The 21940-nt window shown below is 71.3% G+C and carries 19 protein-coding genes; 12 read left to right on the top strand and 7 right to left on the bottom strand.

What is annotated here, in order from left to right:
* Positions 1 to 56: 56 nt before the first annotated feature.
* Positions 57 to 1628, bottom strand: coding sequence for an amino acid permease (locus IOD14_RS30705; protein ID WP_212672085.1), 1572 nt, complete (start codon positions 1626 to 1628; stop codon positions 57 to 59).
* Positions 1629 to 1848: 220 nt separating this feature from the next.
* Here IOD14_RS30705 and IOD14_RS30700 point away from each other — a divergent pair, with 220 nt between their 5' ends.
* The 3 genes from IOD14_RS30700 (at position 1849) to IOD14_RS30690 (ending at position 4419) form a co-directional block, all read left to right on the top strand.
* A complete protein-coding gene (locus IOD14_RS30700) occupies positions 1849 to 2463 on the top strand; it encodes a PadR family transcriptional regulator (protein WP_123988056.1) in 615 nt (204 codons plus the stop codon).
* Positions 2464 to 2656: 193 nt separating this feature from the next.
* Positions 2657 to 3646, top strand: coding sequence for an ATP-binding cassette domain-containing protein (locus IOD14_RS30695; RefSeq protein ID WP_123988055.1), 990 nt, complete (start codon positions 2657 to 2659; stop codon positions 3644 to 3646).
* Positions 3643 to 4419 (top strand): ABC transporter permease, encoded by a 777-nt coding sequence (locus IOD14_RS30690; RefSeq protein WP_212672084.1) that lies wholly within the window; start codon positions 3643 to 3645, stop codon positions 4417 to 4419. Before IOD14_RS30695 ends, IOD14_RS30690 begins: the two co-directional genes overlap by 4 nt.
* Before the next feature lie 119 nt (positions 4420 to 4538).
* On the opposite strand, the gene IOD14_RS30685 is transcribed toward IOD14_RS30690, so the two are convergent.
* Together IOD14_RS30685 and IOD14_RS30680 are read right to left on the bottom strand one after the other, a co-directional pair.
* Positions 4539 to 5384, bottom strand: coding sequence for a siderophore-interacting protein (locus tag IOD14_RS30685; RefSeq protein WP_123988053.1), 846 nt, complete (start codon positions 5382 to 5384; stop codon positions 4539 to 4541).
* A gap of 93 nt (positions 5385 to 5477) precedes the next feature.
* On the bottom strand, positions 5478 to 6407 hold the full coding sequence (locus IOD14_RS30680) for a 5'-3' exonuclease (RefSeq protein ID WP_174269290.1): 930 nt from the start codon (positions 6405 to 6407) through the stop codon (positions 5478 to 5480).
* A 230-nt stretch (positions 6408 to 6637) separates the two neighbouring features.
* Here IOD14_RS30680 and IOD14_RS30675 point away from each other — a divergent pair, with 230 nt between their 5' ends.
* From IOD14_RS30675 to IOD14_RS30660, 4 genes are all read left to right on the top strand, one after another.
* The gene (locus tag IOD14_RS30675) at positions 6638 to 7687 is read left to right on the top strand and encodes a betaine/proline/choline family ABC transporter ATP-binding protein (RefSeq protein WP_212672083.1); all 1050 of its coding nucleotides are present in this window, start codon (positions 6638 to 6640) and stop codon (positions 7685 to 7687) included.
* Positions 7680 to 10289, top strand: coding sequence for an ABC transporter permease/substrate binding protein (locus IOD14_RS30670; protein WP_212672082.1), 2610 nt, complete (start codon positions 7680 to 7682; stop codon positions 10287 to 10289). The genes IOD14_RS30675 and IOD14_RS30670 overlap by 8 nt, the downstream gene beginning before the upstream one ends.
* 293 nt (positions 10290 to 10582) lie before the next feature.
* Positions 10583 to 11152, top strand: a complete 570-nt coding sequence (locus IOD14_RS30665) for an XRE family transcriptional regulator (protein WP_123988049.1) — start codon at positions 10583 to 10585, stop codon at positions 11150 to 11152.
* Positions 11149 to 11868 (top strand): helical backbone metal receptor, encoded by a 720-nt coding sequence (locus tag IOD14_RS30660; protein WP_123988048.1) that lies wholly within the window; start codon positions 11149 to 11151, stop codon positions 11866 to 11868. Before IOD14_RS30665 ends, IOD14_RS30660 begins: the two co-directional genes overlap by 4 nt.
* Here IOD14_RS30660 and IOD14_RS30655 read toward each other — a convergent pair.
* On the bottom strand, positions 11780 to 12904 hold the full coding sequence (locus IOD14_RS30655; protein WP_212672081.1) for a TDT family transporter: 1125 nt from the start codon (positions 12902 to 12904) through the stop codon (positions 11780 to 11782). The two genes, IOD14_RS30660 and IOD14_RS30655, sit on opposite strands and share 89 nt — an antisense overlap.
* 70 nt (positions 12905 to 12974) lie before the next feature.
* Between IOD14_RS30655 and IOD14_RS30650 the strand changes: the two genes are divergently transcribed.
* A complete protein-coding gene (locus IOD14_RS30650; protein WP_123988046.1) occupies positions 12975 to 13901 on the top strand; it encodes a LysR family transcriptional regulator in 927 nt (308 codons plus the stop codon).
* Between the two features lie 190 nt (positions 13902 to 14091).
* On the opposite strand, the gene IOD14_RS30645 is transcribed toward IOD14_RS30650, so the two are convergent.
* On the bottom strand, positions 14092 to 14784 hold the full coding sequence (locus IOD14_RS30645; RefSeq protein ID WP_123988045.1) for a gamma-glutamyl-gamma-aminobutyrate hydrolase family protein: 693 nt from the start codon (positions 14782 to 14784) through the stop codon (positions 14092 to 14094).
* A gap of 66 nt (positions 14785 to 14850) precedes the next feature.
* Positions 14851 to 15588 (bottom strand): FCD domain-containing protein, encoded by a 738-nt coding sequence (locus IOD14_RS30640; RefSeq protein WP_123988044.1) that lies wholly within the window; start codon positions 15586 to 15588, stop codon positions 14851 to 14853.
* Positions 15589 to 15680: 92 nt separating this feature from the next.
* Here IOD14_RS30640 and IOD14_RS30635 point away from each other — a divergent pair, with 92 nt between their 5' ends.
* Genes IOD14_RS30635 through IOD14_RS30620 form a run of 4 tightly spaced genes read left to right on the top strand, consistent with a single transcriptional unit; the run spans position 15681 to position 20016 of the window.
* Positions 15681 to 17039, top strand: a complete 1359-nt coding sequence (locus IOD14_RS30635; RefSeq protein ID WP_212672080.1) for a glutamine synthetase family protein — start codon at positions 15681 to 15683, stop codon at positions 17037 to 17039.
* Positions 17040 to 17050: 11 nt separating this feature from the next.
* Entirely contained in the window at positions 17051 to 18433 is a 1383-nt protein-coding gene (locus IOD14_RS30630; RefSeq protein WP_212672079.1) for an aldehyde dehydrogenase family protein, read from the top strand.
* Positions 18430 to 19212 carry a 3-oxoacyl-ACP reductase gene (locus IOD14_RS30625; protein WP_123988041.1) on the top strand — a complete coding sequence of 261 codons (783 nt, stop codon included), beginning with the start codon at positions 18430 to 18432 and terminating at the stop codon, positions 19210 to 19212. The genes IOD14_RS30630 and IOD14_RS30625 overlap by 4 nt, the downstream gene beginning before the upstream one ends.
* A 21-nt stretch (positions 19213 to 19233) precedes the next feature.
* Positions 19234 to 20016 carry a DUF2510 domain-containing protein gene (locus IOD14_RS30620; RefSeq protein ID WP_212672078.1) on the top strand — a complete coding sequence of 261 codons (783 nt, stop codon included), beginning with the start codon at positions 19234 to 19236 and terminating at the stop codon, positions 20014 to 20016.
* Position 20017: 1 nt separating this feature from the next.
* Here IOD14_RS30620 and IOD14_RS30615 read toward each other — a convergent pair whose 3' ends face one another.
* A complete protein-coding gene (locus IOD14_RS30615; RefSeq protein WP_212672077.1) occupies positions 20018 to 21220 on the bottom strand; it encodes an amino acid deaminase/aldolase in 1203 nt (400 codons plus the stop codon).
* Between the last annotated feature and the right edge of the window lie 720 nt (positions 21221 to 21940).

The following is a 21940-nucleotide window of genomic DNA, read 5'->3' as shown; positions in this document are numbered from 1 at the left end:
ACATGAGCGTGGGCGCGACAGGAGTCGGTTCTGTCGCGCCCACGTCCGTCGTAGCTTTACGGAACAGGTGTTGGCGGAGATACAGCAAGTGTCGAGTCCGGAGCGGTGTGCCCGCGGCGTGCGCTCCGCACGCGGTACACAGCCCCCAGACCCACCGTGACCACCAGGAACAGCACCGTGAACCACTGGAAGTACCAGTGCCCGCCCGCCGGGTCGTAGACCTCGGCGCGGGGCCAGGCCAGGTTGATGGTCATGAGGAGGCCGTAGAGGAGGGCCAGGGCGTTGACCGGGATGCCCCAGCGGCCGAGGGAGAAGAGGCGGGCGCCCGACTCGTCGGTGCCCGAGGAACTGAACTCGCCCCGGATGCGGCGGATCAGCAAGGGGCCCGTGACCATCGCGTACGCCAGGTACAGCATCACGATGCAGGTCGTCCCGATCGCCAGGAACGCCTCGGGGGAGGCGAAGTTGAGCAGGAGCAGAGCGGCGGCCAGGATGCCGACGATCAGGGCGGGGGCCGTGGGCATGCCCGTGCGGGGGTTAACGCGCGCGAGGCGGGCCGCGAAGGGCAGTTGGCCGTCGCGGGCCATGGAGAAGAGCATGCGGCAGGCCGCTGTCTGGATGGCGAGCGTGGCCACCGTGATCGCGATGACCACGTCGGCCAGCAGCGCCTTGCCGACGCCGTCGCCGAGGCTGCTGGTGAGGACGTAACTGAGGCCGTCGACCCCGAGGCGGCCGTCGGTGAGGCTGGGGGCGGCGAGCAGCCCGGCCAGGACGATCAGTCCGCCGAGCGCGCCGGCCGCGCCGAGCGCCGTGAGGATCGTGCGGGGCGCGGTGCGGCGCGGGGACCGGGTCTCCTCGCTCATCTCGCCCGCGCTGTCGAAGCCGATCATCACGTACGCCGCCGTGAACGAGCCCACCAGCAGTGCTCCGACGAGACCGTTCTGCGCGGCGCCCGTGGTGTGGAAGGTGATGCTCGGTGTGCGCTCGGAGTGGGTCAGCAGGAGCACGATGATCAGCACCGCGCCGATGATCTCGGCGGTGACACCGACCCGGTTGACCAGGGACAGGACACGGTTGTCGACGATGTTCACCACGGTCGTCAGGACCAGCAGGATCACGCCCAGGACCGCCGCGTTGGCCGCCCCGTCGGCCGAGGTCGGCGCCGGGTCCGTGCCGACCAGCTGGAAGCCGGACCAGATCGCGGGGAGCACCATCTGCAGGGCGAGTGCCGCCGCGGCGACCACGACGATCTGACCGATCACCATGATCCAGCCGGCGAACCAGCCGAAGGCCGGGGTGGAGAGGCGGGACGACCACTGGTAGATCGCGCCGGAGAGGGGGTAGCGGGCGGCCAGTTCCGCGAAGCAGGCCGCCACCAGCAGCTGCCCCACCAGCACCACCGGCCAGGCCCAGAAGAAGACGGGCCCGCCGAACGCGTACCCGAAGGCGAAGAACTGGAAGACGGTGGTCAGGACGGAGATAAAGGAGAAGCCCGCCGCGAAGGAGGCGTACCGGCCCAGGCTGCGGTGCAGCTCCTGGGGGTAGCCGAACTCGGCGAGGGACCGGTCGTCGGGGGAGGGGGAATGCGGTGGATCGGGACGAACGTCGGAGGGACTGGTCGTCGTCACGGCGGCACCTGCCTTCGGCGGCGAATTCCTGTCGGGCGACAGAAATTAGGGATCCGCTGTTTCCGGTGCGTGACGCGGTCGTGTCGGGGTTGGGCCCAAGTCCTCACGTCCGTGCGGCGGTCTCTGCCGAAACGCGATACATCGTGTCTCTTGACGTCCCGGCGTAGATCGCGATATGTTCGGCCACGGATATTCGATCGCGAGGATGTGAGGTGGGGTCATGCAGCGCCGCAGACTGCGCAACCCCCTGGCGCTCGCCGTCCTGGCCACCCTGTGGCAGAAGCCGATGCATCCCTACGAGATCGCCCAGACCCTGCGCAGCCAGGGCAAGGACTCCAGCACGAAGATCAACTACGGCTCGCTCTACACCGTCGTGCAGAACCTCGAAAAGCACGGCTTCGTCGAGGTCACCGACGTGGAGCGGCAGGGCAACCGGCCCGAGCGCACGGTCTACGGCATCACCGAGACCGGACGGCAGGAGGCGACGGAGTGGATGTCGGACCTGATAGCCGTCCCGGCCAAGGAGTTCCCGATCTTCGAGACCGCGCTCTCCCTGCTCGGTGTCCTGCCGCCCAGTGATGTGGAGCGGCTCCTCGAGGAGCGGCTCAAGGCCCTGGACGTGCAGGTGGCGAGCGGCCGCGGGGCCCTGGAGAAGCTGTACGAGACGCTGCCTCGGCTCTTCCTCGTGGAGAACGAGTACCAGCTCCACATGACCGAGGCCGAGGCCGCATGGGTCCGCGGCTTCCTCGACGAACTCAGAACGGGCGCGCTTCCCGGAATCGACCTGTGGAAGTCGTTCCACGAGCCAGGAGGAGAGCAGGACACCAGGACCTGAACAAGAACAGGCCCCGGCACAGCTGTTGCAGCAGCGCGCCGGGGCCTCGAACCCCGAACTGAATCCGCCCTGAGGCACATCCAGGCGATCGAGGTGCGGCACACCCAGGATAGCCCGGTGCTCCTCAAGCGGATCAGTTGTCATCCGTTCCCGGATCCGTCCACCGGATCCGTTCACCGGGAGAGCACCTGTCATGAACACCCGTGCGCCCGCCATCGAGGCGCGTCAACTGACCAAGACCTACGGCGGTGAGGTCACCGCGCTCAGCGGCATCGACGTCGTCGTCGAGCGGGGCGGCGTCTTCGGCCTGCTCGGCCCGAACGGCGCGGGAAAGTCCACCACCGTCAAGATCCTCACCACCCTGGCCCGCCCCGACTCGGGCTCGGCCACCGTCGCGGGCCATGACGTGCTGCGCCACCCGGACCGGGTCCGGCGGGCCATCGGCGTGGTCGCCCAGGGCTCCGGCGCCGACCCGGTCGCCACCGGACGCGAGAACCTCCGGCTCCAGGGCAGGCTCCACGGCCTGAAGGGCGCCGCCCTCGAACAGCGGGTGGACGAGCTCCTCGACCGTTTCACGCTCACCGAGGCCGCCCGGCGCCCGGTCAAGGGCTACTCCGGCGGTATGCGACGCCGGCTCGACGTCGCCCTCGGCCTCGTGCACCGCCCCGAGGTGCTCTTCCTCGACGAGCCCACCACCGGTCTCGACCCCGAGGCCCGCACCGCCATGTGGGACGAGATCGGCCGGCTCGCGGGGGAGGAGGGGCTGACGATCCTGCTCACCACCCACTACCTCGAAGAGGCCGACCGGCTCGCCGAGCGGGTCGCGGTGGTCGACCGCGGCCGGATCGTCGTCGAGGGCACCCCGGACGCCCTCAAGGGCGAACTCCGCGGTGACGCGGTGCACATGGAGCTGCGCGAGCCGCTCGGCGACGCAGGGCGCATCCTGCTGACCGGTGCCCTGCGCGAGGTTCCCGGCGTCCATGAGGTGCTGGCCGACGGACGCCGCGTCAGCGTCCGCACCGACGACGGGGCCGCCGCCGTACCCGCGCTGCTCGCCGCGCTGGAGCGGGCCGGGGTCAAGGTCGCCTCCGCGACCGTCGCCCGCCCGTCCCTCGACGACGTCTACCTGCGCTACGCGGGCCGCCGTTACGCCGACGCCGAAGCCCTGGTGGGTGCCCGATGAGCACGGCCGTCTCCCAGACCTGGTACATGACGCAGCGTCAACTCATGGTGTTCGTACGGCAGCCCGCGTACGCGATCATCACCCTGATCCAGCCGGTGATCTGGCTGTTCCTGTTCGGCAGCCTCTTCCGGAAGGTCGTCGAGCTCGGCGGCTTCGGCACCACCTCCTATCTCGACTACCTCGTCCCGGGCGTGGTCGTGATGAGTGCGCTCAGCTCCAACATGTGGGCGGGGATGGGCACGTTGGAGGAGATCCAGCGCGGCACCCTCGACCGCTTCCTGACCACTCCGGTCAGCCGGGCCGCGCTGATGAACGGCAACGTCGTCAACAACGGCCTGGTCACCGCCTTCCAGTCCGTGGTGATCGTGCTGCTCGGGCTCCTCGGCGGCGCCGACTATCCGGGCGGTGCCGTGGGGATCGCGGTCCTGGTGCTCGCCTCGGTGCTGCTCGGCACCGTCTTCGGGGCGCTGTCCAACGCGCTCGGCATGCTGGTGCGCGAGCGGGAGTCGATCATCGGGATCAACACCTTCCTGCTGCTCCCGCTCACCTTCCTGTCCAGCGCCTTCATGGCGCCCTCGCAGATGCCCGCATGGATGCGGCACACAGCCGACTTCAACCCGCTGAACTGGGCGATGGTGGCGGGCCGTTCGGCCCTGTCCGCCGACCCGGACTGGGGTGTGGTCATCGGTCGCGGGGGAGCGCTGCTCGGGCTGGCGGTCGTCGCGGTGTGGCTGTCGATCCGGACGTTCCGGTCGTACCAGCGGTCGGTGTGACTCCGGGTACCGCTGGAGTGCGGTGCCGGGTGTGACGAGGCGGCGGTACCTGAGGGGTGCCGCCGCCTGTACTGCCGTAGAACCGGGGTGGTGCTGTTGTGGAACTGGAGCGGTGCGGTCTAAGCGGCCGGGGCCGCTCCCTCCTGCTCGGCCTCGATGCGGGCGTTCCAGTCGCGCTTGGAGGCCTGCCAGCCGTCCTCGTTGTGGCCCAGGCGCCAGTAGCCGGAGATCGACAGGTCCTCGCGCGGGATGGCGCGTTCGACCCGCAGCAGGTGGCGCAGCTGCTTCACGAAGTGCGCCTCGCCGTGCACGAACGCGCACAGCCGGCCCTCCGGGAAGTCCAGCGCGCGCACGGCCTCCACCAGGGCCTCGCCGACAGGGCGGGAGCCGCGGTGCAGCCAGACGACCTCCACGTCGGAGTCGATCTTCTGCTCCTCCTCGGGGCCGGAGACCTCGATGAAGGCGTGTGCCCGGGTGCCGTCGGGCAGCGACTCCAGGGAGCGGGCGATCGCGGGCAGCGCGCTCTCGTCGCCGACGAGCAGATGCCAGTCGGCGTCGAGGTCGGGGGCGTAGGCCCCGCCCGGGCCCATGAAGTGCACGGTCTCACCGGGCTGGACGCGCGCCGCCCAGGGGCCGGCGAGGCCCTCGTCGCCGTGGACCACGAAGTCCAGGGTGAGCTCGCGGTGTTCGGCGTCCCAGTGGCGCACGGTGTAGGTGCGGGTCACGGGCCACTGCTCGCGCGGGAACTCCTCGCGGATGCGCTGCACGTCGAAGGGCTCGGGGTAGGTCGCGCCCTCGGCCGGGAACAGGATCTTGACGTAGTGGTCGGTGCAGGTGTCCGCCGTGAACTCGGAGAGTCCCTCGCCGCCGAGCACCACGCGCTGCATGTGCGGAGTGAGGCGTTCGGTGCGGACCACCTGCGCGGAATGAGGTTTCCGCGGCTTGCGTCCCGGTCCTTCTGCCATGGCGGCCTCCCAGTTCCCTGTGCTTAGGCTTACCTAAGTTAGCATCCGCCCCCCTGGCGATGGCATGCCACTCGTGGAAAGCGAGGGCAATATTTACGCGCCGAGCGTCGCCGTCAGTCGCCGCAGTGATCCACCCAGCCCCCAGCGTTCGGCCAGCTTCTCCAGTGCCGCGGGATCGCGCGGGGTGCGCGGAAGCGCGGTCTCCACCTTCGGCAGCGGCACGTCACCCGCCACCCGCACGACCTTCGGTGCCACGGCCACGTAAGGCCGCGACTCGTCCAGCCGCTTGCGCTGCGAAGGAGTGAGCTTCGCCTTCGGGTCGTCGACCGCGGCCATGATCCCGGCCACGTCACCGAACTCGGCGAGCAGCTTGGCGGCCGTCTTCTCGCCGATGCCGGGCACGCCCGGCAGACCGTCGCTCGGGTCGCCCCGCAGCAGCGCCAGATCCGCGTACCCACGGCCGTCGACGCCATACTTCTCGCGCAGCCACGCCTCGTCGGTCAGCTGGAGCGTGCCCACGCCCTTGAGGGGGTACAGCACCCGCACCTGCCGTTCGTCGTCCACCAGCTGGTACAGGTCGCGGTCGCCGGTGACGATGTCGACCGGTCCCGTCGCCAGAGCGGTGAACGTCCCGATCACGTCGTCCGCCTCGTAGCCCGGCACGCCCACGCGCGCGATCCCGAGCGCGTCCAGGACGGCCTCGATGACCGGCACCTGCGGCGACAGCGTGTCCGGCACCTCCTCCTCGTCCGGGCCGGTCTCGCGCTCCTCGGCGACGCGGTGGGCCTTGTAGGAGGGGATCAGGTCGACCCGCCACTGGGGGCGCCAGTCGGCGTCCATGCAGGCCACCAGCGCGTCGGGGTGGTGGTCCTTGACCAGGCGGTCGATGAATTCGAGAAGCCCGCGCACAGCGTTCACCGGGGTGCCGTCCGGCGCCTTCACCGACTCCGGCACGCCGAAGTAGGCACGGAAGTAGAGCGAGGCGGTGTCAAGGAGCATCAGTCGTCCGGTCACGCCTCGCATCATGCCGTACGGCACCGACAGCGGCCGCCGCCGTGTCCCTCGTCCGGCGGGTGCCCGCCTCCCGCGCGGGTGTGAGCGTCCTGTGAACCGCGACACCAGCGTGTTTGGCCGAAAGGCATTCGGGCAGGCGCGGCCCCGGAGCGAGGCAGGTTGCATCTTCAACTGTTCGCGGCCCTTCGTCTCCCCCTGTCGCCGGGGATCCCCTGTTGTCGAGGAGACGAGAGATACGCGTGTCATCAAGGCTTGAGGCAGAGCAGCTGTACAAGGTCTTCGGAAGACGGCCCCACGAGGCCGTCGAGCGGCTCCGCGAGGGCGCCGACCGGGAGGGACTGCGCGCCGACGGCACCACCGCCGCGGTGATCGACGCCTCCTTCACCGTGGACCCGGGGCAGATCTTCGTCGTCATGGGCCTGTCCGGCTCCGGCAAGTCCACCCTGCTGCGCATGCTCAACGGCCTCCTGGAGCCGACCGCGGGCCACGTCCGCTTCGACGGCCAGGACCTCACCGCCCTCACCGACCGCGAACTGCGGGCCGTACGCGCCCAGAAGATCAGCATGGTCTTCCAGCACTTCGCGCTCTTCCCGCACCGCAGCGTCCTGGAGAACGCCGCCTACGGGCTCGCCGTCCAGGGCGTCGCCAAGGCCGAGCGCATCGAGCGGGCCACCGAGGCCCTGGACCTGTGCGGACTGGGGGGCTGGGAGAAGTCCTGGCCCGACGAGCTGTCCGGCGGCATGCAGCAGCGCGTGGGCCTGGCCCGCGCCCTCGCCACCGACGCCGACCTGCTGCTCATGGACGAGTCCTTCAGCGCGCTCGACCCGCTGATCCGACGGGACATGCAGGACCAGCTCCTCCAGCTCCAGAAGACCCTGAAGAAGACCATCGTCTTCATCACCCACGACCTCAACGAGGCCATGCGGCTCGGCGACCGCATCGCCGTCATGCGCGACGGCCGGATCGTCCAGATCGGCAGCGCGGAGGACATCCTGGTGCGGCCCGCCGACGACTACGTCGCCTCCTTCACCAAGGACGTCGACCGCTCCCGCGTCCTGACCGCGTCCGCCGTCATGGACACGGACGTGCGCGGCGACGAGGCCGACTGCGGCTGTGCGAGCGACTGCGAGACCGCGACGCCCGACACCCCGTTCACCGAACTGTGCGCGATCAGCGCGCGCTCGACGCACCCGGTGGCGGTCCTCGACGACAAGCAGCGGCTCGTCGGGGTCGTGCCCCAGCAGCGGCTCGTGGGCTTCATCGGCGACGAGGAGGCCGCCCATGCCTAGGATCCCGCTCGGCGACTGGGTCAACGACACCGTCGACTGGCTGCTCGATCACGTGGCCTGGCTCTTCGACTTCTTCAAGACCGTCTTCACCGGCACCTACGACGGTATCGACGCCGTCCTCCAGGCGCCCCAGCCCCTGCTCCTCGCGGGCATCTTCGCCGTGATCGCCTTCTGGCTGCGCGGCACCCTCGCCGGCCTCCTCACCTTCGCGGGATTCGCCTTCATCGACTCCCTCGAACTGTGGGAGAACGCGATGATCACGCTCTCGCTGGTCCTCGTGGCCACGATCATCGCGCTGGTCGTGGCCGTACCCGTGGGCATCTGGGCGGCCCGTTCCGACCGGGTCAGCGGCATCGTCCGCCCCGTTCTGGACTTCATGCAGACGCTGCCCGCGATGATCTACCTCATCCCGGCGATCCTGTTCTTCGGCACCGGCGCCTCCGCGGGCATCGTCGCCACACTGATCTTCGCGCTCGCCCCCGGCGTCCGCATGACCGAGCTCGGCATCCGCCAGGTCGACAAGGAACTGGTCGAGGCCGCCGAGGCGTTCGGCACCACGCCCCGCGACACCCTCCTGCGCGTCCAGCTGCCCCTGGCCCTGCCCACCGTGATGGCGGGCGTCAACCAGGTCATCATGCTGGGCCTGTCCATGGCCGCGATCGCCGGCATGGTCGGCACCGGCGGCCTCGGCGGTGACGTCAACGAGGCCATCGGCCAGCTCAACGTGGGCCTCGGCTCCGAGGCCGGTGTCGCCATCGTGATCCTCGCGATCTACCTCGACCGCATGACCAGCGCGCTCGGCACCCAGGTCTCCCCGCTGGGCCGGCGCGCCGCCGCCAAGGCCCGTGCCGCGCAGGGCGGCCTGAAGATCTGGTCCTACCGCCCCCGTCCCCAGATCGCTGTCATCGGTGTCGTCGTCCTCGCCCTCGTCGCGGGCGGCATGGGCGTCTTCGGCGGCACCTCCGGCGAGGCCACGGCCGTCTCCGGTGGCAAGGACGTTGGCCAGGGCAAGAAGATCAGCATCGGCTACGTCCCCTGGGACGACGGCGTCGCCTCCACCTTCCTCTGGAAGGAGATCCTGGAGGAACGCGGCTACCAGGTCGACGCCAAGCAGTTCGACGCCGGACCGCTCTACACCTCCATCGCCTCCGGCAACGCCGACTTCATGACCGGCGCCTGGCTGCCCACGACCCACGAGCAGTACTGGAAGAAGTACGGCGGCGAACTCGACGACCTCGGCGCCTGGTACGACAAGACGTCTCTCGAGCTGACCGTCCCCTCGTACATGAAGGACGTCGACTCCCTGGCCGACCTCAAGGGCAAGGCCTCGCAGTTCGGCGGGAAGATCACCGGCATCGAGTCCAGCGCCGGCGAGACGGCCCTGCTGAAGAGCAAGGTCCTGAAGGCGTACGGCCTCGACAAGGAGTACAAGGTCGTCGACAGCTCCACGCCCGCCATGCTGGCCGAGCTGAAGCGGGCGTACGCCCAGAAGGACCCGATCGTCGTCACGCTCTGGTCGCCGCACTGGGCGTACAACGACTACGACCTGAAGAAGCTCAAGGACCCCAAGGGCGCCTGGGGCTCCGGCGACGGCATCCACACGGTGGCCCGCAAGGGCTTCGCCGACGACAACCCGGTCGTCGGACAGTGGCTGAAGAACTTCAAGCTGGACGAGAAGCAGCTCACCAGCCTGGAGGCCGAGATCAACAAGGCCGGCAAGGGCAGGCAGCAGGACGCCGTGCGCACCTGGCTGAAGCGGAACCCGGGTCTGGTCGACAGGCTGGCCCCGGTCCGGGAGGCGGCGGCGGAGACGAAGCGGCCGGTGAACGTGGCCTGGTTCCCCTGGGACGAGGACATCGCCGTCACCTACCTGTGGAAGAACGTCCTCGAGAAGCGCGGCTACAAGCTCAACCTCAAGCAGATGGACGTCGGCCCGGTCTACACCGGCCTCGCCTCCGGTGACCTGGACCTCAACTTCGACGCCTGGCTGCCGTACGCCCAGAAGAACTACTGGGACCAGAGCAAGGACAGACTCAAGGACCTCGGCACCTGGTACCGGCCGACGTCCCTGGAGGTCGCCGTGCCCTCGTACGTCAAGGGTGTGAAGTCCTACGAGGACCTCAAGGGCAAGGCGGACCTCTTCGACGGGAAGATCATCGGGATCGAGCCGGGCACCGGCGAGATGAACCTCCTCAAGAACAAGGTCCTGCCCGGCTACGGCCTCGACAAGGAGTACGACGTCGTCGACGGCTCCACGCCCGCGATGCTGGCCGAGCTCAAGCGTGCCTATGCCAGGAAGCAGCCCGTCGCCGTCGTCCTGTGGTCCCCGCACTGGGCGTACAGCCAGTACGACCTGACCAAACTGAAGGACGACAAGAAGCTCTTCGGCGAGGGCAACACGATCCGCACCATCTCCCACGAGGACTTCCCCTCGCGCTACCCGCAGCTCACCAAGTGGATCAAGGGTTTCCATATGAGCGAGGACGAGCTCGGCACCCTGGAGAGCGAGATCAACAAGTACGGCCAGGGCCACGAGGAGCAGGCGGTCGACGCCTGGCTGAAGGAGCACCCCGAGATGATCGGGCGGATGACACCGTCATAACCGCTGCGCGAGCACGGTAAGAATCCGGCCAACCACATAGAGCTACGCCATCACCCGAACTCGGATGCCGACAAGGGGACTTGGGTGCCCCGTGGCGGACGGGTGACCGAGAACCGGCCCCCTGGCAGATTCCAGGGGGCCGTTCGGCTGGCGCGAAGTGTGAGGTACGGTCGCACGCCGTGTGACATCGATGTGACGGCCGCGTGAAACGGTTTGCCGAACATGCGTAGGGTGCAGACAACTCATCAGGGGACGTGTCCGAGGACCGACGAGCGGAGGAGGGAGCCGGAGCCATGGGCGACCACAAAGAACAGCCCCTTCGGGTCGGCGCGGCCGTGCGCCGCAGGCGCCGTGCGCTGGAGCTCACCCTCGCCGTCGTCGCCGAGCGCAGCGGCCTCTCGGTCCCCTTCCTGAGCCAGATCGAGAACGAACGCGCCCGCCCGAGCCGCAGCTCCCTGGAGAAGGTCGCCGACGCCCTGCGCACCACCGCCGTCGAACTCCTCGCGGCCGCCGACCCGGCGTGCAGCGTCGACGTCGTGCACGCCGAGGGCCCGGAACCGCGCGACGAGCCGCGGATGCGGTCCCTGGTGCGCGGCCACCACCAGATGCATGCCCAGGAGTTCACCGGCGACCATGACGCGGGCCGTGAACTGCAGTACCGCAACGACCAGTTGATGTACGTCGCCGACGGCGCGGTGGACGTCGAGGCGGAGGGCCGCGCCTACCGTCTCGGGCGCGGCGACACCCTGTACCTGACCGGTGGGGTGCGGCACCGCTGGCGGGCGACCGTGGCGGACACCCGCGTGGTCGTCGTCGCGGTTGCCGAACACATCGAGGCGGTCCAGGACCGGCCCCGGCAGTGAGAGTCGTCTCCCTGGTCCCCTCGCTCACCGAGGCGATCGCCCGCTCGGCACCCGGCGCCCTGGTCGGCGCCACCGACTGGTGCACCCACCCGGCGGACCTCGACGTCACTCGGATCGGCGGCACCAAGAACCCGAAACTCGACCGGATCGTCGCCCTCGCACCCGACCTGGTGATCGCCAACGAGGAGGAGAACCGCGAGCCGGATCTCGCGGCGCTGCGCGAGGCGGGCCTGGAGGTCCTGGTCACCGAGGTGCGGGACGTCCCGCAGGCGTTCCGGGAACTGGCGAGGGTCGTGACGGCGTGCGGAGTGCCCGTACGACCGCGCTGGCTGGACGAGGCCGAGGAGGCGTGGTCGGTGCTCCCCGCGGACGAGCATCGGGTGACGGCGGTCGTGCCGATCTGGCGCAGGCCGTGGATGGTGCTGGGCCGCGACACCTTCGCGGGCGACGTGCTCTCCCGCCTCGGCGTGGACCATCTGTACACCGGCCACGGGGACCGCTATCCGAAGGTCCCCCTGGAGGAGTTGCGGGCGGCGGCCCCTGACGTGGTCGTCCTGCCCGACGAGCCGTACGCCTTCACCCCCGACGACGGCCCGGAGGCCTTCCCCGGCCTGCCCTGCGCCCTCGTCAGCGGACGGCACCTGACGTGGTACGGGCCGTCGCTGGCCGAAGCACCACGGGCGCTGGGCGAGGCCCTGCGAGCAGCGCTCCGCTGACGACTCCGCGCGCGGTGTGCACGGCGGCGATGGCCCAGGCGGCGACGAGGACGACGTACAGACCCGTGGCGAGCCAGTCGTAGACGACGAGGCCCGTGTGCCGGGCCAGCGCCTCGGCGCCCGTGACGCAGGTGCCGACCGGGAAGGTGAACGCCCACCAGGTCATCGAGAACCCCATCCCGTGCCTGCGGGCGCGCACCACGTGCGCGGTGGCGAGCCCCAGCCACAGCAGGGCGAACCCCATCACGGGGACGCCGTACAGGACCGCGAGGACGCCGAAGCCCTGGCTGTACGGGGCCGGTACGACCCCGGGGGCCACGTCCGCGAACTTGCCGACGGCGGTGGTGGACTGGCCGAGCGGACCGAGGACCAGGAAGAGCGCCGGGGTGAGGGCGAGGGGGAGCGGGCCGCCGGTGACGATCCGGGCGAAGACCAGCGGCAGCATGACGAGGGTCGCGAGGAGGCTGAGCCCGAACATCGCGAAGCAGGCGAGGAGCAGGGTCTCCCGCGGCTGCCCGGCGGGGAGATGCGGCACGAGGAGCGGCCCGAGCGCGGCGGACACCATCGGGGCGACCAGGGGCAGCAGCCACACGGGTGTGGCCTGCTGCGGCTCCACCTTGTGCCGTACGGCCATGAGGTACGGCACGACGACGGCGGCCGCGAGCCCCACGGCCGTGCCGGCGGTGAACAGCACGGCGTCGAGGGCGACCGCGGCCGTGGTGCCGATCCAGTACCGGCCGACGGTGAGGGCACCCCCGCCGACGGCCAGCAGGGCCATCGCGAGGCAGCCGTAGAAGGGCGCCGCGGCGGGGTCCAGGAGGTGGGCGCGGGCCTGGTCGGCGTGGTGGCGCCAGTGCAGGGCGCGGGCGCAGAGGAGGGTGAGCAGCAGGGCGAGCGACAGCAGCCAGACGGCCGCGCAGATCGTGCGCAGGCCGGGGAGGTGCACAGGAAGCGCGACGCCGGCGGTGGCGACGATCGCGGTGCCCATGACGGAGGCGTACCAGTTCGGCCCGAGGTGACGGACGGCGGTGACCATGGCTCCACGGTGCCGCCGGGGGAGGGCCGCGACCAGGGAGTACGGCTCTATGAGGGCATAAGCTGTCTTTATGAGCGGTGAGGGAGAGGTTCGGCCGGCGGTGGGCGGGATGCTGGCACATCGCGTGCCCGATCTCGGGGCGCTGGAACTGCTGCTGGCCGTGGCGCGCCTCGGCAGTCTCGGTGGGGCGGCTCGGGAGCTGGGCATCACGCAGCCGGCGGCGAGCAGCCGCATCCGCTCGATGGAACGGCAACTGGGGGTCGCCCTGGTCGACCGCTCGCCCCGGGGGTCCCGGCTCACCGACGCCGGGGCGCTGGTGACGGACTGGGCGCGGCGGATCGTGGAGGCGGCGGAGGCCTTCGATGCCGGGGCGCAGGCGCTGCGGGTCCGCCGCGACTCGCGGCTGCGGGTGGCGGCGAGCATGACGATCGCGGAGTACCTGCTGCCGGGATGGCTGCTCGCCCTGCGCGCGGGACGCCCGGACACGGCGGTGTCGCTGCACGCGGGGAACTCGGCGACGGTCGCGGAACGGCTGCTGGCGGACGAGGCCGACCTCGGCTTCGTGGAGGGCCTGACGGTCCCTTCCGGCCTCGACTCGGTGGTCATAGCCCACGACCGCCTCATCGTGGTGACGGCGCCGGGCCACGTCTGGGCCCGGCGCCGACGCCCCCTGGAAGCCGCCGAACTGGCCGCGACGCCGCTGATCCTGCGCGAGAAGGGCTCGGGCACCCGCCAGGTCCTGGACGCGGCGCTGGGAGGACTGGCCCGCCCCCTGATCGAGCTCTCGTCCACCACGGCGGTGAAGGCGGCGGCGGTGGGCGGAGCGGGTCCGGCGGTCCTGAGCGAACTGGCGGTAGGGGACGAACTCGCCCTGCGGCGACTGGTGGCGGTCCCGGTCGCGGGCGTGTCCCTGGCCCGGGACCTGCGCGCGGTCTGGCCCACGGGCCACCGTCCGGTGGGACCGGCCCGGGACCTGCTGTCGCTGACGCGGGCGTAGGGGGGGCCGCGGCGAGGCGGGGGAGGGGGCGTCGGGAAACGGGGCGAGTCGGTTGAGGCGGGCGTCGGGAAACGGGGCGAGTCGGTTGAGGCGGGCGTCGGGAAACGGGGCGAGTCGGTTGAGGCGAGCGTCGGGAAACGGGGCCAGTCGGTGGACGCCGGCCCATGCCGGCCCTGGCTCCGGTGACGGCTCACCTGGAGCCGGCGGCCGTCACCAGCCCCCGCATCACCCGCAGGTCCGCACCCATCTCCGGATGCCACTGCACGCCCAACACCCAGTGGGGGCCGGGGAGTTCGACCGCCTCCACGGTGCCGTCCGGGGCGTGTGCCGAGGGCAGCAGGTCCGTTCCGAGGCGGTCCACCGCCTGGTGGTGGTAGGTCGGTACGGCGGTCTCCTCAGGGGCGAGGTCGCCGTACACCGTGCCCGGTACGGGCTTGACCGCGTGATGGCCGAAGACGCCCGGGGTCACCGCGTGCCCGTCGATGTGCTGGGTGAGCGTGCCGCCCAGGGCCACGTTCAGCAGCTGCATGCCCCGGCAGATGCCCAGCAGGGGGACGCGGGCGGTCAACGCCGCCTGGATCAGGGCCAGTTCCCAGGCGTCACGGGCGCGTGCCGGCGGTCCCGTGCGGGGGTCGGGCGTCGCGCCGTAGTGGACCGGCTCCACGTCCGGGCCGCCCGCGATCACCAGGCCGTCCAGGCGGGCCACCGTCGCCGCCGCGTGCTCCGGGGCGTCCGGCGGGAGCATCGCGGCCAGACCGCCCGCACGCTGGACCAGTCGCGGATAGCCGGCCGGGAGCAGAGCCGCCTCCAGCTCCCAGACGCCCCAGCGCGCGCCCGCCTCCAGATACGTGCTGACACCGATCAGCGGTCGTACGGTCGTCACTCGGCCCTCCCAGGCTTGCAATGGCCCACAGTCATACCTTTGCCTTCCGGGTGCCCGGCCGCAAGGTCACGCCAGGAATCCCCGCAGCAGGGCCGCCGTCCCCGCGCAGTGCTCCCGCATCATCTCCCGCGCCCCGTCGGCGTCCCCGTCGAGGACCGCCTCGACCAGCGCCGCGTGCTGCCGCTGCGAGTGCTCCAGGTTGCGGACCAGGAGCGGGATGCAGTCCAGGAGGTCGTTCACCGAGGCCCGTACCGCCGCGTACTGGGCGGTCAGCGTCGGTGAACCGCACAGCTCCGCCAGGGTCAGGTGCAGCAGGGTGTCCAGGCGCCGGTAGTCCGCCAGCGGCGCCTCCTGCGTGGCCGCAAGCGCCTCGCGCAGCCGCTCCGCCTGCTCCTCGGTGAGGCCGTGCGCCGCGCACAGGCCCGCCGCACCCACCTCCAGGACCTCACGGAAGCGCAGCACGTCCTCGATGTCCACCTCGGCGATCCGGCGCCGCAGCTCCTCCTCGCCGATGGCGTCCTGGGCGCGGGGCAGCACGAACGTGCCGCCGTACCGTCCGCGCCGCGACTCCACGAGACCCTGGTCCTGGAGCACCTTGAGGACCTCGCGCAGCGTCACCCGGCTGATCCCGAGCCGCTCCGCGAGCTCCCGCTCCGCCGGCAGCCGCTCGCCCCCCGGCACCAGCCCGAGCCGCACGACCTGGAGGATCTGCTCCAGCGCCTCCTCGAAGCCGTTGCCCGCCCTGACCGGCCGCAGTACCGGAGTCAACCTGTCGTCCGGACCGCCGTCAGCGTCCACCGACATATGGCCGAGCCCCCTTCCCAAGCAATGGTTCAGAGCAATACCTTATGGCTCCCGGCCCGGTCGGAAAAACGCGCAGCCGAAGGAGCTCTCCCGTGGCAGACCGCACACCCCCGCTCAGCGTCGAGGAGCTGCACGCCCTCGTCGCGAGCGGCGAGATCGACACTGTCGTCCTGGCCTTCCCCGACATGCAGGGACGGCTCCAGGGCAAGAGGTTCGCCGCCCGCTTCTTCCTCGACGAGGTACTCCACCACGGCACCGAGGGCTGCAACTACCTCCTCGCCGTCGACACCGAGATGAACACTGTCGACGGCTACGCGATGTCCTCCTGGGACCGCGGCTACGGCGACTTCGCCATGCACCCCGACCTCGCCACCCTGCGCCGCGTGCCCTGGAACGCCGGGACGGCCATGCTCATCGCCGACCTCGCCTGGGAGGACGGCTCGCCGGTCGTCGCCGCGCCCCGCCAGATCCTGCGCCGCCAGCTGGAGCGGCTCGCCGAGCACGGCTTCACGGCCAAGGTCGGCACCGAGCTGGAGTTCATCGTCTTCAAGGACACCTACGAGCAGGCCTGGGACGCGAACTACCGGGGGCTGACGCCGGCGAACCAGTACAACATCGACTACTCGGTGCTCGGCACCGGCCGCATCGAACCCCTGCTCCGGCGCATCCGCAACGACATGACCGGCGCCGGTCTCACCGTCGAGTCCGCCAAGGGCGAGTGCAATCCGGGCCAGCACGAGATCGTGTTCAAGTACGACGAGGCCCTGACCACCTGCGACCAGCACGCCATCTACAAGACCGGCGCCAAGGAGATCGCCGCCCAGGAGGGCGTGTCGCTCACCTTCATGGCCAAGTACAACGAGCGCGAGGGCAACTCCTGCCACATCCACCTCTCGCTCGCCGACGCCGCCGGCAACAACGCGATGGCGGGCCCCGACGGCATGTCCGACGTGATGCGGTACTTCCTCGCCGGACAGCTCGCGGCCCTGCGGGACTTCTCGCTGCTCTACGCCCCCAACATCAACTCCTACAAGCGCTTCCAGCCGGGTTCCTTCGCCCCGACGGCCGTCGCGTGGGGCAACGACAACCGCACCTGCGCGCTGCGCGTCGTCGGCCACGGCCGCTCGCTGCGCTTCGAGAACCGGCTCCCCGGCGGGGACGTCAACCCGCACCTCGCGGTCGCCGGGCTGGTCGCGGCCGGCCTCCACGGCATCGAGCACAAGCTGGAGCTGCCCGAGGCGTGCCCCGGCAACGCCTACACCGCCGACTTCGCCCACGTCCCGACCACCCTGCGCGAGGCCGCCGAGCTCTGGGAGAACAGCCCCATCGCCAAGGCCGCCTTCGGCGACGAGGTCGTCGCGCACTACCGCAACATGGCCCGCGTCGAACTCGAAGCCTTCGACGCGGCGGTCACCGACTGGGAGCTGCGCCGCTCCTTCGAACGTCTGTGAAAGGTACTTCGTTGTCCCCGTCGTCCAACGAGCATGAGCTGACCGTCCTCAACCCGGCCACCGAGGAGGTCGTCGCCACCGTCCCCGCCGCCACCGCGGCCGACGTGGACGCGGCGGTCGCCCGAGCCGCAGCGGCACAGGTGAAGTGGGCCGCGGCGGCCCCCGCCGACCGGGCCCGGCTGCTGCGCCGGTTCGCCGACGTCGTCGACCAGCACGTGGAGGAACTGGCCCGGCTGGAGGTCCGCGAGGCCGGCCACCTCCTCGGCAACGCCCGCTGGGAGGCCGGCAACGTCCGGGATCTGCTGGCCTACGCGGCGGGCGGAGTGGAGCGGCTGAACGGCCGCCAGATCCCGGTCCCCGGCGGCCTCGACGTCACGATCCTCGAACCACTCGGCGTGGTCGGCGTCATCGCGCCCTGGAACTTCCCCATGCCGATCGCCGCCTGGGGCACGGCCCCCGCGCTCGCCGCCGGCAACGCGGTGGTCCTCAAGCCCGCCGAGACGACCCCGCTGACCGCCCTGCGGCTCGCCGAGCTCGCCCTGGAGGCAGGGCTGCCGGAAGGCCTGTTCCAGGTGCTGCCTGGCCACGGGCCGGTCGCGGGCACCGCCCTCGTCGAGCACCCCGGCGTCGCGAAGATCGTCTTCACCGGCTCCACCCGCACCGGCCGTGACGTCATGGAGCGCTGCGCCCGCCAGGTCAAGCCGGTCACGCTCGAACTCGGCGGCAAGAGCCCCAACATCGTCTTCGCCGACGCGGACCTGCGCACGGCCGTCGACCCCTTCTCCTTCCTCGACAACTCCGGCCAGGACTGCTGCGCCCGCACCCGGATCCTGGTCCAGGAACCCGTCTACGACGAGGTCCGGGAGCTGCTCGCCGACGCCCTGAGCGCGGTGGTCGTCGGCGACCCGGCCGACGAGAAGACCCAGATGGGCCCGCTGATCTCCCGTCAGCAACTGGACCGCGTACGGGCCCTGGTCCCCGAGGACGCCCCCGGCCTGCGCGGCAGCGCACCCGACGGGCCCGGCTTCTGGTTCGCCCCGACCGTCCTCACCGGCGAGGCGCCCGACTCCGAGGCCGCCCGTGAGGAGATCTTCGGCCCGGTCGCCGTCCTGTTGCCCTTCACCGACGAACAGGACGCGATCCGGCTCGCCAACGACACCCCCTACGGCCTCTCCGGCTCCCTGTGGACCCGCGACATCGGCCGCGCCCTGCGCCTCTCCCGGGCCGTCAGGGCGGGCAACCTGTCCGTCAACTCCCACTCCAGCGTCCGCTACTGGACCCCCTTCGGCGGCTACAAGCAGTCCGGACTCGGCCGCGAGCTCGGCCCGGACGCCCTGACCGCCTTCACCGAAACCAAGAACGTCTTCATCAGCACGGAAGGCCCCGCCCAGTGACCGATCAGATTGTGTGCCGTCGCCTTGTCGGCCGTACGGCCGTCATCACCGGAGCCGGCAGCGGCATCGGGCTCGCCACCGCCCGCCGGCTCGCCTCCGAGGGCGCGAACGTCGTCTGCGCCGATGTCGACGAGGCCCGCGGCAAGGCCGCCGCCGAGGAGGTCGGCGGCATCTTCGTGAAGGTCGACGTCACCGACCAGGAGCAGGTCGAGGCCCTGTTCAGGACGGCGTACGACACCTACGGCAGCGTCGACGTCGCCTTCAACAACGCGGGCATCTCGCCGCCCGACGACGACTCCATCCTGGAGACAGGGCTGGAGGCCTGGAAGCGCGTCCAGGAGGTCAACCTGACCTCCGTCTACCTGTGCTGCAAGGCCGCGATCCCCTACATGCAGCGCCAGGGCAAGGGTTCCATCATCAACACGGCGTCCTTCGTGGCCCGGATGGGCGCGGCGACCTCGCAGATCTCCTACACCGCTTCCAAGGGCGGCGTGCTCGCCATGTCCCGGGAACTGGGCGTGCAGTTCGCGAGGGAGGGCATCCGCGTCAACGCCCTGTGCCCCGGGCCGGTCAACACCCCGCTGCTCCAGGAACTGTTCGCCAAGGACCCCGAGCGGGCCGCCCGCCGCCTGGTCCACATTCCGGTCGGCCGGTTCGCCGAGGCCGAGGAGATCGCCGCCGCCGTCGCCTTCCTGGCCAGCGACGACTCCTCCTTCGTCAACGCCAGCGACTTCCTCGTCGACGGCGGCATCTCGGGGGCGTACGTCACACCGCTGTAGGTCCCGCCCTACAGTGCCCCAATGAGCAGCACGCTCCCGCCCGGCTGGTACCCGGACCCCGACGCCCCGCATCTGGAGCGCCGGTGGGACGGGACCGCCTGGACGGACCACCGGCGCCTCCCCGGGGCGCCCGGCCCGCCACGAGCGGCCGGCGGGGCCTCGGGGCGGGCCAAGGCCGTCGCCCTCACGGTCTCCGGGGCCGTCCTCGTCGCGGCGATCGTCAGCGGGGCGTTCGCCCTCGCCCGGGGCCACGGGGACGACGTGGTGGCGGACACGGCACCGACGGTCACCGCACCGCCGCCCGTCCCGGCCTCCCCGTCCCCGGCCCCGACGCCGCCCCCGTCACCGTCCCGCCTGGTCGACGAACTCGACGGCATCAGCCTGCCGTTGCCCGAGGGCTGGGTCCCCGCGAAGTACGTGACCCGCGACAACGTGGTGATGACCACCGGGGGCGGCAAGGTCTTCGCCCGGACGCTGCCCGGGAACCCGGCGAGATCCCCGGAAGCCCTCGCCGAGAAGGACATACCGCAGGCCGCCGACAGCTCCTACGGCGCCATTCGCAGCCACCGGATCGTCAGGTCGGAGCACGTCGCCGTCTCCGGACGCGCCGGATACCTGGTGCGCTGGCGGGTGCGGACGGCTCAGGGACCCGGCGGTTACGTCCAGACGCTGGCCGTCGCCCCGGCCCGCGGCGGACCCCCGGACGCCGTCGTCGTGCGCTTCGCCTTCGACGCGGGCCCGGACGGCCCGCCGCTCGCCGACATGGACCGGATCACCAGGGGAATCCGGTCCGTCGACCGCTGACCTACAGGAACGTGTGGCCCTCACCGCGGTACGTCGGGACGGTCTCCGTCACCGCGTCCCCCTCGATCAGGTGCAGCTTCTCGAACCGCTCGCACAGCTCACCGGCCTTGGCGTGCCGGAACCACACCTTGTCGCCGAGCAGCAGATCGTCGGCGGGGGAGCCGAGCAGCGGGGTCTGCACCTCGCCGGGTCCCTCCTGCGGGTCGTACTTCAGCCCCTCCGGCAGATACGGCACCGGCAGCCGGTCGGGTCCGGCGGCACCGGAGGCCGGGTAGCCGCCGCCGAGGACGGTCACCACGCCCACCCCGGGCCTGCGCACGACGGGCATGGCGAACAGGGCGGCCGGACGCCCGCTGAAGGACGTGTAGTTGTCGAACAGCCTCGGCACGTACAGCCCCGAACCCGCGCCGATCTCCGTGACGGCGTCCTCCGCGGCGGTGTGCTGCACACTGCCCGTGCCGCCGCCGTTGACGAACTCCAGGTCCGGTACGACGGCCCGCACCGCGCGCACCACCGCCGCCCGCCGCTCGGCCAGCTCCTTGCGGGCCGTGGCCTGCATCAGCCGCACCGCCCGCGAACGCAACGGCCGCCCGGCGACCGAGTCCCCGACACCGGCGATGTGCCCTTCGTAGGCCATGATCCCGACGACCTGGAACCCGGGCCGTCGCGCCACGGCCCGCGCCATGTCGGCGACCTGCGCGGGGGAGTGCAGCGGCGAACGCCGGGCGCCGACGCGCACCTTGCCGCCGAGAAGCTTCAGCGAGGTGTCCAACTCCAGGCAGACCCGGATGACTTCGGTGCCGCCCGCCCGGGACTCGTCGATGAAGGCGAGCTGCTCGGGGCTGTCCACCATCACGGTGACGGCGGCCGCCAGCTTGGGATCGGCGGCCAGTTCGGCGTACCCGGAGCGGTCGGCGGACGGGTAGGCGAGCAGGATGTCCTCGAAGCCGCTCCGGGCCAGCCACAGGGACTCGGCGAGGGTGAAGGACATGATGCCCGCGAAGCCGTCCTTCGCCAGCACGCGTTCGAGCAGCGCGCGGCAACGCACGGACTTGCTGGCGACGCGGATCGGCTTGCCCGCCGCCCGGCGGACGAGATCGTCCGCGTTGGAGTCGAAGGCGTCCAGGTCAACGATCGCGAGGGGGGCGTCGAGATGGGCGGTGGCCCGGTCGTAACGGGCCCGGTCGGCGGCGCGCGCAGTCATGAACGAAGCCTGCCAGACAGGATTACCGCAGGGTAGGGGGACGTTCCGGGCAGATGCCCCCGGCCTGGTGGACTGGTTCCCGTTCGCCCAGGAACAACCCGTAGAGTGACGCGCACGCACGCAGGGCTGTTCGCCCCCCGTCGCCGCCGCGCCGGGATGCCGGCCCTTCCGTGCGGGTATGCGTGCCCGGACGGCCGTCTTCCACACCGGCGACTCCGACGAGGGCCCGCGCATGACAGAACGGCCCGGACTTGAGGAAACGGGGGGTGCATGAGTACGGAAGCCCGCCGCGCCTCGATTCCTCCACGGCCGGCACAGCCGCCGACGGTGGGCCTGGGCGAGCCCGGCGCCGAGGCGCCCCAGTCGCCCCCGGAGCAGTCACGAGGGACGGGCGAGAGGCCCGGCAGAAGCGAACAGGACGCGTCCGCGGGCCGGGATTTCACCGCTCCTGGCGCACGTGTGACGGACGACACCGAGTGGCAGGCCTTCGGCGAGCGAGGCCGACGGGGCACGGGAGCGCAGGGCCGGCCGATGTTCGGCGGCTTCGACTGGCAGGACTCCGCCGAGAACGGCCGACGGGGCTCCGGCGGCGCGGACCGGCGGGAGGCCGGTGCGGCGGGCGAGGAGCGGCCCCCGGCGCAGGACCCCGCGGGGCGGCCCCCGATACGAACGAGCAACGACGCGGGCCCCGGCTCGACACCGACCAGCGGTGAGACGCGC

The organism is Streptomyces sp. A2-16, from assembly GCF_018128905.1.
Classification (GTDB): domain Bacteria; phylum Actinomycetota; class Actinomycetes; order Streptomycetales; family Streptomycetaceae; genus Streptomyces.
The sequence above is the reverse complement of the archived record's forward strand: the minus strand, read 5'-3'. Positions and strand labels throughout refer to the sequence as shown.

Bases quoted from the DNA above. Each gene is read 5' to 3' on its own strand.
- IOD14_RS30695 (WP_123988055.1), top strand. From the start codon at position 2,657: ATGAACACCCGTGCGCCCGCCATCGAGGCGCGTCAACTGACCAAGACC.
- IOD14_RS30655 (WP_212672081.1), bottom strand. From the start codon at position 12,904: ATGGTCACCGCCGTCCGTCACCTCGGGCCGAACTGGTACGCCTCCGTC.
- IOD14_RS30670 (WP_212672082.1), top strand. From the start codon at position 7,680: ATGCCTAGGATCCCGCTCGGCGACTGGGTCAACGACACCGTCGACTGG.
- IOD14_RS30685 (WP_123988053.1), bottom strand. From the start codon at position 5,384: ATGGCAGAAGGACCGGGACGCAAGCCGCGGAAACCTCATTCCGCGCAG.
- IOD14_RS30665 (WP_123988049.1), top strand. From the start codon at position 10,583: ATGGGCGACCACAAAGAACAGCCCCTTCGGGTCGGCGCGGCCGTGCGC.
- IOD14_RS30680 (WP_174269290.1), bottom strand. From the start codon at position 6,407: ATGCGAGGCGTGACCGGACGACTGATGCTCCTTGACACCGCCTCGCTC.
- IOD14_RS30690 (WP_212672084.1), top strand. From the start codon at position 3,643: ATGAGCACGGCCGTCTCCCAGACCTGGTACATGACGCAGCGTCAACTC.
- IOD14_RS30615 (WP_212672077.1), bottom strand. From the start codon at position 21,220: ATGACTGCGCGCGCCGCCGACCGGGCCCGTTACGACCGGGCCACCGCC.
- IOD14_RS30640 (WP_123988044.1), bottom strand. From the start codon at position 15,588: ATGTCGGTGGACGCTGACGGCGGTCCGGACGACAGGTTGACTCCGGTA.
- IOD14_RS30700 (WP_123988056.1), top strand. From the start codon at position 1,849: ATGCAGCGCCGCAGACTGCGCAACCCCCTGGCGCTCGCCGTCCTGGCC.
- IOD14_RS30650 (WP_123988046.1), top strand. From the start codon at position 12,975: ATGAGCGGTGAGGGAGAGGTTCGGCCGGCGGTGGGCGGGATGCTGGCA.
- IOD14_RS30620 (WP_212672078.1), top strand. From the start codon at position 19,234: ATGAGCAGCACGCTCCCGCCCGGCTGGTACCCGGACCCCGACGCCCCG.